General features: G+C 65.8%; 13 protein-coding genes. 7 read left to right on the top strand and 6 right to left on the bottom strand.

All coding sequences use genetic code 11. The features are described 5' to 3' along the window. Positions 1–3: 3 nt before the first annotated feature. The 7 genes from rnr to ACQR0W_RS25555 all read left to right on the top strand — a co-directional run bounded on the left by rnr (position 4) and on the right by ACQR0W_RS25555 (position 8,520). Positions 4–2,385, top strand: a complete 2,382-nt coding sequence (gene rnr, locus ACQR0W_RS25585) for a ribonuclease R (protein ID WP_316171423.1) — start codon at positions 4–6, stop codon at positions 2,383–2,385. Next, positions 2,382–2,828: a DUF983 domain-containing protein gene (locus ACQR0W_RS25580; RefSeq protein ID WP_315711344.1), complete on the top strand. Its 447-nt coding sequence runs from the start codon at positions 2,382–2,384 to the stop codon at positions 2,826–2,828. The genes rnr and ACQR0W_RS25580 overlap by 4 nt, the downstream gene beginning before the upstream one ends. 40 nt (positions 2,829–2,868) lie before the next feature. Beyond that, positions 2,869–3,627, top strand: a complete 759-nt coding sequence (locus ACQR0W_RS25575) for an NUDIX hydrolase (RefSeq protein ID WP_316165129.1) — start codon at positions 2,869–2,871, stop codon at positions 3,625–3,627. 44 nt (positions 3,628–3,671) lie between these two features. Then, the gene (locus ACQR0W_RS25570) at positions 3,672–5,009 is read left to right on the top strand and encodes an amidohydrolase (protein WP_316171425.1); all 1,338 of its coding nucleotides are present in this window, start codon (positions 3,672–3,674) and stop codon (positions 5,007–5,009) included. A 324-nt stretch (positions 5,010–5,333) separates the two neighbouring features. Next, positions 5,334–6,659 carry an LLM class flavin-dependent oxidoreductase gene (locus tag ACQR0W_RS25565; RefSeq protein ID WP_316187308.1) on the top strand — a complete coding sequence of 442 codons (1,326 nt, stop codon included), beginning with the start codon at positions 5,334–5,336 and terminating at the stop codon, positions 6,657–6,659. Between the two features lie 120 nt (positions 6,660–6,779). Then, entirely contained in the window at positions 6,780–6,947 is a 168-nt protein-coding gene (gene rpmG / locus ACQR0W_RS25560) for a 50S ribosomal protein L33 (protein ID WP_015666342.1), read from the top strand. Positions 6,948–7,167: 220 nt separating this feature from the next. Continuing rightward, the gene (locus ACQR0W_RS25555) at positions 7,168–8,520 is read left to right on the top strand and encodes a globin-coupled sensor protein (RefSeq protein ID WP_316185722.1); all 1,353 of its coding nucleotides are present in this window, start codon (positions 7,168–7,170) and stop codon (positions 8,518–8,520) included. Between the two features lie 64 nt (positions 8,521–8,584). Here the strand turns inward: ACQR0W_RS25555 and ACQR0W_RS25550 are convergent, their stop codons facing one another. The 6 genes from ACQR0W_RS25550 to ACQR0W_RS25525 form a co-directional block, all read right to left on the bottom strand. Continuing rightward, positions 8,585–8,815 carry a hypothetical protein gene (locus ACQR0W_RS25550; protein ID WP_315827257.1) on the bottom strand — a complete coding sequence of 77 codons (231 nt, stop codon included), beginning with the start codon at positions 8,813–8,815 and terminating at the stop codon, positions 8,585–8,587. Between the two features lie 146 nt (positions 8,816–8,961). Beyond that, entirely contained in the window at positions 8,962–9,660 is a 699-nt protein-coding gene (locus tag ACQR0W_RS25545) for an aspartate/glutamate racemase family protein (protein WP_316187310.1), read from the bottom strand. A gap of 255 nt (positions 9,661–9,915) precedes the next feature. After that, positions 9,916–10,317, bottom strand: coding sequence for a DUF1127 domain-containing protein (locus ACQR0W_RS25540; RefSeq protein WP_315827259.1), 402 nt, complete (start codon positions 10,315–10,317; stop codon positions 9,916–9,918). Positions 10,318–10,784: 467 nt separating this feature from the next. Next, the gene (locus tag ACQR0W_RS25535; RefSeq protein WP_316187311.1) at positions 10,785–11,150 is read right to left on the bottom strand and encodes a DUF1127 domain-containing protein; all 366 of its coding nucleotides are present in this window, start codon (positions 11,148–11,150) and stop codon (positions 10,785–10,787) included. Positions 11,151–11,657: 507 nt separating this feature from the next. Then, a complete protein-coding gene (locus ACQR0W_RS25530) occupies positions 11,658–11,828 on the bottom strand; it encodes a hypothetical protein (protein WP_315740306.1) in 171 nt (56 codons plus the stop codon). Positions 11,829–12,706: 878 nt separating this feature from the next. Then, entirely contained in the window at positions 12,707–14,128 is a 1,422-nt protein-coding gene (locus tag ACQR0W_RS25525; RefSeq protein WP_315718396.1) for a PleD family two-component system response regulator, read from the bottom strand. Positions 14,129–14,134: the final 6 nt, after the last annotated feature.

The following is a 14,134-nucleotide window of genomic DNA, read 5'->3' as shown; positions in this document are numbered from 1 at the left end:
AAAATGACCCAAAAGCGCGACATCGGCTTCCCTTCGCGGGAGGCCATCGTCGCCTTCATCCGCGCCAATCCGGGCAAGGTTGGCACCAAGGACATCGCCCGCGCGTTCGGCCTGAAGAACGCCGATCGCGTCGCGCTCAAGCAGTTGCTGCGCGAACTCGTCGCCGACGGCACGGTGAAGAAGAGCGGCCGCAAGAAGGTCGTCGAGACCGCGTCCCTGCCGGCCACGCTGGTCGCCGACATCACCGGGCGCGACAGTGACGGCGAATTGATCGCCAAGCCGGCCGAGTGGGACGAGGCCGAGCAGTCCGAGCCGCCGCGCATCCGCATCCACACGCCGCGTCATGCCGGGCCGGGCTCGGTGGCCGGCGTCGGCGACCGCGCGCTGCTGCGGGTCGAGCCGATCAAGGATGATGGCGGCGTCTCCTATCGCGGCCGCGTCCTCAAGGTGCTGGATCAGGCGCGGCCGCGCGTGCTCGGCATTTTCCGCAGCAATCCAGGCGGCGGCGGCCGCGTGATTCCGGTCGACAAGAAGCAGGCCGGACGCGAGCTCTCCATCGCCCCCGCCGACACCAAGGACGCCAAGGACGGCGATCTCATCAGCGTCGACCTGCTGCGCGGCCGCGGCTACGGCCTGCCCTCGGGCCGGGTGAAGGAGCGCTACGGCTCGGTCGCGACCGAGAAGGCGATCAGCCTGATCGCCATCCATGCCCACGAGATCCCGATGGACTTCTCGGCCGCAGCCGTCGCTGAGGCCGAAGCCGCGCAGCCCGCGACCTTGAAGGGCCGCGAGGACTGGCGCGAGCTGCCGCTGGTCACGATCGATCCGCCCGATGCCAAGGACCACGACGACGCGGTTCATGCCGAGCCGGATCCCGATCCGAACAATGTCGGCGGCTTCATTGTCCATGTCGCCATCGCCGACGTCGCCTACTATGTGCGGCCGGGATCGGCGCTCGACCGCGACGCGCTGATCCGCGGCAACTCGGTCTACTTCCCCGACCGCGTCGTGCCGATGCTGCCGGAGCGCATCTCCAACAATCTGTGCTCGCTGGTGCCGGGCGAAGCGCGCGGCGCGCTCGCCGTGCGCATGGTGCTCGGGGCCGACGGCCGCAAGCGCTCGCACTCGTTCCACCGCGTGCTGATGCGCTCGGCCGCCAAACTGTCCTACGCACAGGCGCAGGCCGCCATCGATGGCAAGCCGGACGACGTCACCGGTCCCCTGCTCGAGCCGATCCTGAAGCCGCTTTATGCCGCCTATGAGGTCGCCAAGCGCGGCCGGGACGCGCGCGATCCGCTCGACCTCGACATTCCCGAGCGCAAGATTCTGCTCAAGAAAGACGGCACGGTCGACCGCGTCGTCGTGCCGGAGCGCCTCGACGCCCACAGACTGATCGAGGAGTTCATGATCTCGGCCAACGTCGCCGCGGCCGAACTGCTGGAGAAGAAGGCGCTGCCGCTGATCTACCGCGTGCATGACGAGCCGACGGTGGAGAAGATCCATGCGCTGCAGGAATTCCTGAAGACGCTCGACGTGCCCTTTGCCAAGAGCGGCGCGCTGAGGCCATCGCTGTTCAACCGCGTGCTGACGCTGGTGGCCGGCCAGGACTACGAGCATCTCGTCAACGAGGTCGTGCTGCGCTCGCAGGCGCAGGCGGAATATTCGACCGACAATTACGGACATTTCGGCCTGAACCTGCGCCGCTACGCGCATTTCACCTCGCCGATCCGCCGCTACGCCGACCTCGTCGTGCATCGCGGCCTGCTGCGCGCGCTGGGCCTCGGTGACGGCGCCCTGCCCGACAGCGAGACGCCGGATCATCTCACCGAGGTCGCGGCGCAGATCTCGGTCACCGAGCGGCGGGCGATGAAGGCCGAGCGCGAGACAGCCGACCGCCTGATCGCCCACCACCTCGCCGACCGCATCGGCGCGACGTTCCAGGGCCGCATTTCCGGCGTCACCCGCGCCGGCCTCTTCATCAAGCTCGACGATACCGGCGCCGACGGCCTGGTTCCGATCCGGACCCTCGGCACGGAATATTTCGACTATGATGAGACGCGGCATGCGCTGATCGGCCAGCGCAGCGGTGCCATGCACCGGCTGGGTGACGTTGTCGACGTGCGTCTGGTAGAAGCTCAGCCGGTGGCCGGCGCGCTGCGCTTCGAACTCTTGACGCAGGCCGACGTGCTTGTCTCGCGCCACGGCCGCCGCGAGCGGCCGAAGGGCAAGGCCGGGATCAAGGCAAGGGCCAAGAGCAAGGCAACGAAGCGCGCCAAGGCCGAGGCGCGGCCGAAGCACAAAGAAAAGAACCGCAAGGAAAGTCAAACGGCAGGGGCAAAACGCAAGCCCGGCACATCGAAGAAAGGCAGATCGTGGACGCCATGACCTCAACGCCCAGCACATTGCCCCCGCAGACGTGGACGCGCGACACCGGCCTCGCCGAGAAGCGCGACGTCTGGACAGCGATGAAGCGCGGCCTGCGCGGCCGCTGCCCGCGCTGCGGCGAGGGCAAGCTGTTCCGCGCCTTCCTGAAGGTCGCGGACAACTGCGACCGCTGCGGCCAGGATTTCTCCGGGCATCGCGCCGACGATCTTCCAGCCTATCTCGTGATCGTCATCGTCGGCCACATCATCGTGCCGCTGGTGCTCTCGATCGAGACCAACTACGCGCCGCCGGTGGCGCTGCAACTCGCGATCTATCTGCCGGTGACCTTGGTCGCCGCGCTCGCCTTGATTCAGCCGGTCAAGGGCGCCGTCGTCGGGCTGCAATGGGCGTTCCGCATGCACGGCTTCGACGACAATCCGGTGGAAGGCATTCCGCCGGTCTGAGCGACCAGACAATCAACGAATAAGAAAAAGCGGGGAGGACATGAGCGAGACGGCACAGGCCACGGGCGCAGCGGCGGGCAAGCCGGCCGAGAAGGAAGCCGACCATCATCCCTACACCAAGCCGAAGGATGCTGCGACGTTGATCCTGGTGGATCGCAGCGGCACGGTGCCGAAGGTGCTGGTCGGCAAGCGCCACGACAAGGTCGTGTTCATGCCCGGCAAGTTCGTCTTCCCGGGCGGCCGCGTCGACAAGTCAGATCATCGCATCCCCGTCGCAGCGCCGATGCCGGCCGAGCTCGAAGCCAATCTGTTCAAGGGCAAGCCGCAGACGACGGCCTCGCGCGCGAAGTCGCTCGCCGTCGCCGCGATCCGCGAGGCCTGTGAGGAAACCGGTCTCTGTCTCGGACGCAAGGTCGGCGGCTCCGCGCCGAAACTGGACGGGCCATGGGCGCCGTTCGCTGACGCCGGCCTGCTGCCCGATCCCTCCGGCCTGTTCCTGATCGCCCGCGCCATCACCCCGCCCGGCCGCATCAAGCGCTTCGACACGCGCTTCTTCACCGCCGATGCCTCCGCCATCACCCATCGCGTCGACGGCGTGATCCACGCCGATGCGGAGCTGGTCGAGCTGGTCTGGGTCGAGCTCGGCTCCAAGCCGCTCGCCGATCTGCACCCGATGACCAAGAACGTGCTCCACGAGCTCGACCGCCGCCTCGCCACCGGCCCGCTGCGCCACGACGCCCCGGTGCCGTTCTTCCATTTCTACGGCGGCAAGATGCAGAAGGACGTCCTGGGCGCGTGAGCTGAACGGGGCTAGACTGGCTGCGTTCATCGGAGAGCCGATCCATGACGCAGCCTCGCCGCCTTCTGCTCGCCTCCGCCGCCCTGATCGCCCTCGCCGCGGCACCCGCGCGGGCCGAGCTCGATGTCTCAGGACTGAAAAGCACGATTGCCGCCTCGCTCGAGCGCGACTATCCCGCGCTCGACGCGCTCTACAAGGATCTGCACGCCCATCCCGAGCTGGCCTTCCAGGAGGTCAAGACCGCCGCAAAGCTCGCGGAGCAGATGCGGGCGCTCGGCTTCGAGGTGACGGAGAAGGTCGGCAAGACGGGTCTGGTCGCGCTCTATCGCAATGGCGAGGGACCGACGGTCATGGTGCGCACCGAGCTCGATGCGCTGCCGATGGAGGAGAAGACCGCCCTGCCCTATGCCAGCCGCGACAAGGCCAATTGGAACGGACGCGAGACCTTCGTCGCGCATAGTTGCGGCCACGACGTGCACATGGCTAGCTGGGTCGGCACGGCCAAGACGCTCGTCGGCCTGAGAGACACATGGAAGGGCACGCTGATGTTCGTCGCGCAGCCCGCGGAGGAAGAAGTTGCGGGCGCAAAGGCGATGCTGGCCGACGGCCTGTTCACGCGGTTTCCGAAGCCCGATGTCGGCTTCGCGCTCCACGACGGCGGCTTCGCCTACGGTTCGCTGACCTATCGCACGGCAATCGGCTCTTCCAGCGTGGATGGACTGTTCGTTCGTTTCCACGGCCGTGGCGGGCACGGCGCAGCTCCCCATCAGACGATCGATCCGGTGATGATGGCGGCGCGCTTCGTGATCGATGTGCAGAGCGTGATCAGCCGCGAGAAAGACCCGACCGAATTCGGCATCGTCAGCATCGGCGCGATCCATGGCGGGACCGCCGGCAACATCGTCCCCGACAACGCGCTCGTGGTCGGCACCATCAGAAGCTTCAAGCCTGAGGTCCGCGCCAAGCTCGTGGCGGGCATCGAGCGCACCGCGAAGGCCGTGGCCGCCATGGCCGATGCGCCGCCGCCGCAGATCGAGATTAGCGAGGGCGCGAAGGCCGTCATGAATGATCCGGGCGTCGTCGCGACCGGCGAGAAGGTGCTGCGCGCCGCCTTCGGCGACAAGCTGATGTTGGTGCCGCCGAGCACGACCAGCGAGGACTATTCTGAGTTCGTGTCAGCCGGCGTGCCCTCGATGTTCTTCGGCATCGGCGTCTACGAGCCCGAGCGCGTCGCCGCCGCGCGCGACGGCAGCGGCCCGCCGCTGCCGCCGAACCATTCCCCGCAATTCGCGCCAGTGCCCAAGCCGACCATCGAGACCGGCGTCACCGCGATGACGCTCGCCGTGCTGTCGGCGTTCGATGCACGCGCACGGAGGCATTAGTTGTCCGGCCACGAATGACTTGCCATGAGACGGGCAGCCCTACGCCACCAAAAAGTGTCGTCCCGGCGAACGCCGGGACCCATACCGCGGAATCTGTCGTGGGCCCCGGTGGTCGAGACTGTGCTCACATGGCGTAGTTCACGGAGCATGGGTCCCGGCTCAAGGCCGGGACGACACCATTTGCTGCGTAACCTGTATTGCCTCACGACAGAATGAGCGTGCTGCGCACGACCGCAAAAACGAAATCGTGTTCTGCCGTGGGTTGCTGACGCGGATCGGGCGAGTTCCTATCTGCTCAAGAGATCAACCATCCACGGACACCCCATGGCTCCCCGTCAACTCAAGCTCGGCGCCTTCATGCGTCCGGTCTCCATCCACACCGGCGCGTGGCGCTATCCCGGCGCCTGGCCGGACGCCAATTTCAACTTCGCGCATCTCAAGCGGCTCATCCGGAAATTGGAGGCCGGCAAGTTCGACGCCTTCTTCATGGCCGATCATCTGGCCGTGCTGAACATGCCGATCAATGCGCTCAAGCGCAGCCACACCGTGACGTCGTTCGAACCGTTCACGCTGCTCTCGGCGCTGTCGGCGGTGACCGAGAATATCGGCCTGATCGCGACCGGATCGACCACCTTCGACGAGCCCTATCACCTCGCCCGCCGCTTCGCTTCCCTCGACCACATCTCCGGCGGCCGCGCCGGCTGGAACATCGTCACCACGTCGAACCCGGATGCCGCGCTGAATTTCGGGCTCGACGACCACATGGAGCATGCCGAGCGCTACAAGCGCGCCCGCGAGTTCTACGACGTCGTCACCGGCCTGTGGGATTCGTTTGCCGACGATGCCTTCGTGCGCGACGTCGAGAGCGGGCTGTTCTTCGATCCCGACAAGATGCACGTGCTCGACCACAAGGGCAAATATCTGAAGGTCCGCGGCCCGCTCAACATCGCCCGCCCCGTGCAGGGCTGGCCGGTGATCGTGCAGGCCGGCGCCTCGGAGGACGGCAAGCAGCTCGCGGCGGAGACGGCGGAGGCCGTGTTCACCGGCGGCGGCAGCCTCGCCGATGGGCAGAAGCTCTATGCCGACATCAAGGGCCGCATGGACAAGATCGGCCGTGATCCTGAGCATCTGAAGATCCTGCCCGGCGCCTTCGTGGTGGTCGGCGACAGCGTCGACGAGGCGAAGGAGAAGCGCGCGCTGCTCGACAGCATGGTGCATTACGACAGCGCCATCGCCTCGCTCTCGGTCATCCTCGGCACCGACGCTTCCGGCTTCGATCCCGACGGTCCGCTGCCTGATATCCCCGAGACCAACGCCTCCAAGAGCGGCCGCCAGCGCCTGGTCGATGTCGCCGCGCGCGACCAGCTCACGGTGCGGCAACTGGCGCAGCGGGTCGGCGGCTACGGCGGTCTGTCCTTCGTCGGCACCGCCAAGACGATCGCCGACCAGATGCAGGAGTGGCTGGAAAGCCGTGGGTCGGACGGTTTCAACATCATGTTCCCGTTCCTCCCCGCGGGGCTCGACGACGTCGTCGACAAGGTGATTCCCGAGCTGCAGCGCCGCGGGATCTTCCGGACGGAGTATGAGGGGCCGACCCTGCGGGACAATCTCGGCCTGCCCCGACCGAAAAACCGCTTCTTCGCGGCCTAGGGACCCCAGAATCTGGCCCTCAAACCTTGACTTTGGGGGCTGGCTGGGTAGGTTGCCGGCCAACGGCGCCCCCTCTTTGGCCGGTGCCCACCCCCGATCCCGATTCCAGAGGTTCAAGACATGGCCAAAGCGGTCACCATCAAGGTCAAGCTCGTGTCGACCGCCGACACCGGCTTCTATTACGTTGCCAAGAAGAACTCGCGCACCATGACCGACAAGATGGTCAAGAAGAAGTATGACCCGGTCGCGCGCAAGCACGTCGAATTCCGCGAAGCCAAGATCAAGTAAGATCGCGGTCTGCTGCGACTTCAACGGGGCCGTTTCGGCCCCGTTTTTTATTGCGCGCGATGCTCCCACTGCTGCGGCACGGGCCGTCCGCTTCTGATCGGTCCATTTGGCTGCGGCTGAATCTGGTTCCCGACTTAAGGAGCCATCAACCAAACCCATGCGATTTGGGGTAGCGGCGCCCCCCCAGCGTCTCCCTCCTTATTTTACCGGCAGACCAGCGATGACCGATCTTCAGACTTTGCAGTCCCGTCTCGATTTCATCGGCATCGACAATGCGACCCGAGAGGCGCTGCGAGAGCTGCGGCCGCTGATCGGCAAGGTGCTGCCCGGCCTGCTGGAGCAGTTCTACGCCCATGTCGGCAAGGTCCCGCATCTCGCCAAGATGTTCTCCAGCCAGGCCGCGATGCGGCACGCCTCGAAGGCCCAGCTCGACCATTGGATGTCGCTGGCGACCGCGAAGTTCGACGATGCCTATGTGAAGTCCGTGACGAGGATCGGCCAGGCGCACAACCGGATGGGGTTGGAGCCGCGCTGGTACATCGCCGGCTATTCGCTGATCGTGACCGGGCTGCAGAAGGCGATCGAGACGGAGATCGCGGACGGCTGGTTCGGCGGCCAGGCGGCGCGCGAGAAGAAGGGCGCGCTGCAGGCTGCGATCACCAAGGCGGCAATGATCGACATGGATCTCGCCATCTCGGTCTATCTCGATGCGGCCAAGACCGAGCAGCACGTCGCCATGCAACGCATGGCCGACGAGTTCGAAGCCACCGTCGGCCAGATCATCAACAAGGTCCATGCGGACGCGCGCACGCTCGAGGTCTCGGCCAACACGCTGACCAAGACCGCCGAGCAGACCCAGCACCTGTCGGCCAGCGCGGCCTCGGCCTCGGGCCAAGTCTCGACCAACGTGCAGTCGGTCGCCTCGGCCGCCGAGGAGATGACCTCCTCGGTCCATGAGATCGGGCGGCAGGTCAGGGAATCGACCACCATTGCCAAGGAGGCCGTTCGCCAGATCGAGCAGACCGATGTCGGCATCAGCGAGCTGTCGCGCACCGCCGAGCGCATCGGCGACGTGCTCAAGCTGATCACCTCGATCGCCGCCCAGACCAACCTGCTGGCGCTGAACGCGACCATCGAGGCGGCGCGCGCCGGCGACGCCGGCCGCGGTTTCGCGGTGGTGGCCTCCGAGGTCAAGGCGCTGGCGTCGCAGACCGCCAAGGCCACCGAGGAGATCGGCCAGCAGATCGAAGGCATTCAGAGCGCGACGCAGTCCTCGGTCGCCTCGATCAAGCAGATCGGCGGCACCATCCAGCAGATCTCGGAGATCGCCGCCGGCATCGCCGCCGCCGTCGAGCAGCAAGGCGCCGCGACGGGGCAGATCTCGCGCAACGTGCAGGAGGTCGCCGGCGGCACCGCGCGCGTCGTCGGCAACATCGGCGACGTCAGCAAGGGCGCCAGCGCCACCGGCACCGCCTCCGCGCAGGTGCTGTCATCCGCGCACTCGCTGTCGCGCGAGAGCGATCACCTCAAGGATGAGCTGGAGAAATTCTTGCGCAGGGTCCGTGCGGCCTGACTACAAAGAAGGGTGGATCGGCGTTGGCCGTCCGCCCTGCGACGTCGCGACGCTGCGCGCCGGCTTACATCCCGTGGCTCAGGAACACCGCCGAGCAGCGCTTGCTCAGCTTGGCCCGGTTCTGCGTCAGACAGTTCTGGACCCCGAAGTCGTCGCCGAGCTGAGCGCGGCAGAAACGCTTGGCGTCGGGCGCGCACGCCTTCTGCTCCTGCGGCGTCCCCATATGGCCCTGAGCCATGGCGAACGACGGCAGAACGGACAGCGACACGGCAACCGCGAACATCAGCTTCTTCATTGGGCGCTCCTCCTTGGGCTGAAACAAAACGTTTCCCACCCAAGGGGGTTCCGACGGAACTGCGCGTCCGAAGGCCGGATGGCGAGCGTCGCAGCCAATGCTGCCTGCACATCCCGCTCTGAACGGTCAGCGCCTTGCCGCAATTCTCAGCCGGCGCAGGACGTGGCCCGCGCCAGCGCAGCACGCGCGAGCAGACGCGTCGAATCCAACGTCGGCAGAGGCGAGTTGGCATCGTCGATGATCAGCGGAATCTCGGTGCAGCCGAGCGCGACGGCGTCGCAACCTTCCTCCTTCAGCCGCGTGATGATCGCCTGAAACGCGGCGACGGAGGGCGGCTCGAACCGCCCGTAGACCAGCTCATCCATGATGATGCGGTTGGCTTCGACGCGATCGGCTTCTTCCGGACGCGCGAACGCCAGCCCGTGTGCGGTCAAGCTATCCGGATAGACATTGCTGTCGACGAGCCATTTGGTGCCGGTGATGCCGATACGCCTGTAGCCTCTCCTGACCGCTTCCGTCGCGACCACGTCGGCGATGTGCAGCCACGGCAGCGGAGAGCGCGGCAGCACCAGCGGCAGGGCCTGGTGGATGGTGTTGTCCGGGCAGATCAGGAAATCCGCGCCGGCCGCGGCGAGCTTGCGCGCCGAGGTCAGCATCAGCTCGGCGACTCCAGCGAGATCGCCGCGATCGAGGCAGGCCACGTAGTCGGCGAGCGACGGCGTGTGCATCGACACCTCGGGATGGCCATGCGGCCCGAGCAGGTCGGCGCCCTCCTTGCAGATCGTGCGATAGCAGAGCGCCGCGCCCTCGGCGGAGCAGCCGACGATGCCGATATGTTTTGCCATTCGTCGTTCCATTTCCATCAACGTTGACGACGATGATAGCGCGAAAAGCGGCCGAGGGTGAACATCACCCCACCGCGCACCATCCTCTGCCATTGCGCGCACAGCGAAGCAATCCAGAGTCCTTGCTGAGCCCTGGCTTGCTTCGCTGTGCTCGCAATGACGCGGTTGCAACAGATCGCGCGCACGACATCGCCAGGGCCGATCACACGCTGATCCGCCCTGCCGAGACATTTGTTCGCACTGGCCTGTTCGCAGCTACATCACGCCGCGGGACATCATGGTGTTCGCTATGTCGAATCTCAGGCGCTCGAGCGCGCGGTGGGCTGCGATATGGTCGAGATCGCCTTGCGTCAGGCCGATATCCACCAGTTGCGCCTCGCTCAGGTCGCATAGCTGGACTCTCATCCGCCTGAGCCGACGGCCTTCCTGAAACACCAGCCAATAGCCCGCGAGCAGGCCGAACAGCCCCGGAGCCGAGATGCCCGGCGGCCCGGCCGCATTCTTTTCCGACAACGCGTCACGCAGCACCGTGACGGATGCGTTGGGTCGCGGCGCGGCTGGCGCCTGGTGCACCGCGTTCTTCACCAATGAGAGGGGGCGATCGCGCGTGGCGGCATTGCGCGCGATCTCGTCTGTGAGATGGGTCTGAGGTGGCATCGGTCGCTCCTGCTGCGTGATGCCGGCAGGGAGCGTGGCCAAACAAAAGGCCCCGTCCGATGCCGGCGGGGCCTGGTGGAATGATCGTGTCGTCGAAATCCTAGCGCACGACTCCTCCCACGGCCCAGCTGCGGCGGGCCGCATGTTTGCGGTTGGAGTTGCGCACGACGTTGATCATGGTTTGTCGGTACCACGATGATTGCGCCAGATCAAGGCATGTAGTTCCTGCGCTCGCAGATGAGCACCTATGCGAGGCTTGTGTTCTGCCGAACTCCCGCAGACGACGTCTCCGGCAGGATAGTGTCCATAGATAAGCGCGATCTCACCTCCGTCGTTGCGAGCGCAGCGAAGCAATCCAGAGTCGTGTGCGGGACCCTGGATTGCTTCGCTGACGCTCGCAATGACGTCGCGGCGACCATCTCGCGCTGTTGGTCGGTTATCCCTGCGTCGCCACTTTCAACGACCAACTACATTCCCCGACGCGAGACGCCGCCCGGATATGGATCATCCCTCAACCTGTCGAGCGTCCGCAGCGCGGCGATGTGCTCGATCTCGGCGCGCGTGATGCCGATATCTGTGAGCTCGCGTTCGCTCAGGTCATGCAGGCAGTCCCGCACGCTCTCGCGGCGTTGCCATTCTTGGATCGCGCGCCAGCACCAGCCGATCAAGCGGATGATCGGCCAGGTCGGCGTTGCCGGCGGACCGGCCGCGTCCTTTTCTGGCGACACGTCTCGCAACGCTGCGATCGACGCTTCGGACTGCATCGATGGCTGCACGCTGTCGATCGCGTCGGTGATTGACGCGATCGAGAGATCGACGTTGAGCGCCGACACGTGCGCAGCGTCGATCGTCGCGTTGGTCTGATGGGGTGGCATCCTCTGCTCCTGCTGTTATGCCGGCAGGGAGCGTGGCCAAACAAAAGGCCCCGTCCGATGCCGGCGGGGCCTGGTGAAACGATCGCAACGTCCAATTCCTAGCGCGCGACTCCTTCCACGGCCCAGCCGAAGCGGGTCATGTGATAGAAGTTGACGATGCGGACCGATTTGCTCATGTCACATAAGGTATCATGGCACGCACGCAACATCAAGGGATATTTGGGCGCCCCACATCCTGGCGGCGAGTTGTTGTAGATCGACCGCGCGAGCACGGCGGGCGGATTGGCGTCAGCTCAATCTGCCGATTTGCGGCGAACGTGAAGCGGCGCGCTGATCCGCCCTACGGAGTGCGGACTACCAGCTGAAATGTCCACATCGGGCACACTCCACAAACATCAGACGCTCTCTCGTCCGAGATACGTCGGAATGAGTCCACAACCATCCGGCCTTGCGCGCTGACCAGCGCTACGTACCGCGCCCCGCCATGAACCGATCCAAGATGTCAGCCAGCGAGCCCGAAACGCCTCCCAAGACCATGAAAACCAAAAGGTTGGTCTGCACACCGAGCGCTTCGAGGACCAAGACTCCACACAACATCAGCACGCCGGCCAAAACACCCATGCGAAGCGGCTTCATGCCTTTTCCCTAACAAGAGAGCAACGCCGCAACCAAGCTAACATGAGACGCCTGAAGTTCGTAGGGCCGATCAGCGTCGGCCTGATCATCAGGGGTCCATCCTGAAGCATTGAGATGAGGAAGCGATCTCCCCATCGAGCGCCACCGAGACGGTCCTGCGCCGAAGACTAACTTTTCGAACGCTTTCAACGAGATCGCTCTCGCCGGCTATCCAGATCGCAATTTTTTACTTTCGCTTTTCCAGAATTCATGCTATCCCCCTGCACATCCCACCTCGCCAAGAGGGGCGCATCGCGATCGTCACGAGCGTGAGGTGGGCTGCGGTGGGCGTGTCGGGTTGCAGCGTGGCTTGTCCGCGCCGACGAACATCCTGATGCGCACGGTGAAGCCGTGTGGTCCTGGCCTCCCGATGCTGAGGCCAAGCGGGCGCTGCGACGAAGCGCGCTCGCGACGGGGGCAAGAACGCCGGTCCCCGGGGAGAGCGCGGAGTAAGCCGTAAAGCCATCGCGCAGGGAGGGCCGGATGTCCGGCTCGTACCTGTGGTTCTGCCGCGTGCTTTCTTTCTGCACGCGGACCATGGGTGCGACCAGCACCCGGCCTTCCCTGCGCCCTCTGTTCTCGAAGAGGGCTTTGAATGGCACAACTCGGGCGCGGAGGCGCGGCGAGGATGAAGAGTGATGTGTGGAAACAATCGGCTCCGCACTCGCCGTCATTCCGGGGCGCCCGTAGGGCGAGCCCGGAATCCATACTCCCGATCGTGGTTATGGATTCCGGGCTCGCGCTCCGCGCGCCCCGGAATGACGATGTGGAGAAAGATGACGCTATTCGCCAGCAACGGATGCTCAGCGGCGGTCACACGGGACCGCCGCCCTGCCCCTCTAGCGGCCGCGGCCGGCGGCTTGCGGCAGGAACGGCGCCGGCTGATGCACGGGGGCGATCGCCACCGCGCGGTTGCGGCCCTCGTTCTTGGCGCGGTAGAGCGCATTGTCGGCGCGCTTCATGACGTCGGCGATCGGCTCGCCCTTCTGCTCCAGGGTCGACAGCCCGATCGAGGTCGTGACCTCGATGCGCTTCTCGCCCTTGTGCACCGAGAACGGCTCGTTGGCGACCGAGCGCCGCAAGCGCTCGGCGACCATGCCGGCGACGTGCAGGTCGGTTTCGGGCATCACGATGACGAACTCCTCGCCGCCATAGCGGCAGGCGAGATCGATGCCGCGGATCGACTTGCGCACGCGCATGGCGAACTCGCGCAGCACGTCATCGCCGGCATCATGGCCGTAATTGTCGTTGATCGACTTGAAGTAGTCGATGTCGAGCATCATCAGCGCCAGCGGCTTGCCACGGCTCGCGGCCTGGTCGGCGAGCGTCGAAAGATGCGTCTCCATGTAGCGGCGATTGTGCAGGCCCGTCAGCGCGTCGGTGATCGCCATCTCGATCGAGTTCTGGACGTTGTCGCGCAGATGGTCGGTGTAGCGGCGCTTGCGGATCTGGGTGCGGGCGCGCGCCAGCAGCTCGTTCTTGTCGACGGGACGCAGCAGATAATCGTTGACGCCGATCTCCAGGCCGCGCAGCAGCCGCGAATTGTTCTCGGCTTCCGCAATCGCGAGGATCGGCACCTGCCGGGTGCGTTCCAGCGAGCGCAGCTGGCTGCACAGCCGCAGGCCGTCGTAATCGTTCAGGTCGAGCGAGACGATGACGAGGTCGTAATTGCCTTCGGCGGCGTTGAACACGGCCTCGGCGGGATTGGTCTCGACGTCGATGGCATGCTCGGTCGCCAGCATCGGCCCGAGCCGCTCGTAGGACGACGGCCGGTCGTCGACCAGCAGCACCCGCCCGCCCTTGCCGGCGTCGGCAACCGCGTTGCGCTCGGGCGCCTGCACGCCGATCTCGAGCGAGGTCAGCGCGCGCATGCGCAGCTCGTCCGTCATCATCTTCAGCCGCGTCAGCGAGCGCACGCGCGCGATCAGCACGACGTCGGAGACGGGCTTGGTCAGGAAGTCGTCGGCACCGGCCTCCAGGCCGCGCACGCGGTCGGACGGGCTGTCGAGCGCCGTCACCATGACAACCGGAATGAAATGCGTGGCCGGATTCGACTTCAGCCGGCGGCAGACCTCGAAGCCGTCCATGTCCGGCATCATGACGTCGAGCAGGATGATGTCGCATTCGGCGCGCTGGCAGATCTGCAGCGCCTCGGCGCCGTTCGCGGCGGTCAGCACGTCGAAATATTCGGCCGACAGCCGCGCCTCCAGCAGCTTGACGTTGGCCGGGACGTCGTCGACGACGAGGATACGCGCGGACACTGCAGA

The organism is Bradyrhizobium sp. HKCCYLRH1034, assembly GCF_051168375.1.
GTDB lineage: Bacteria > Pseudomonadota > Alphaproteobacteria > Rhizobiales > Xanthobacteraceae > Bradyrhizobium.
This window is presented reverse-complemented; position numbering and strand designations above follow the sequence as displayed.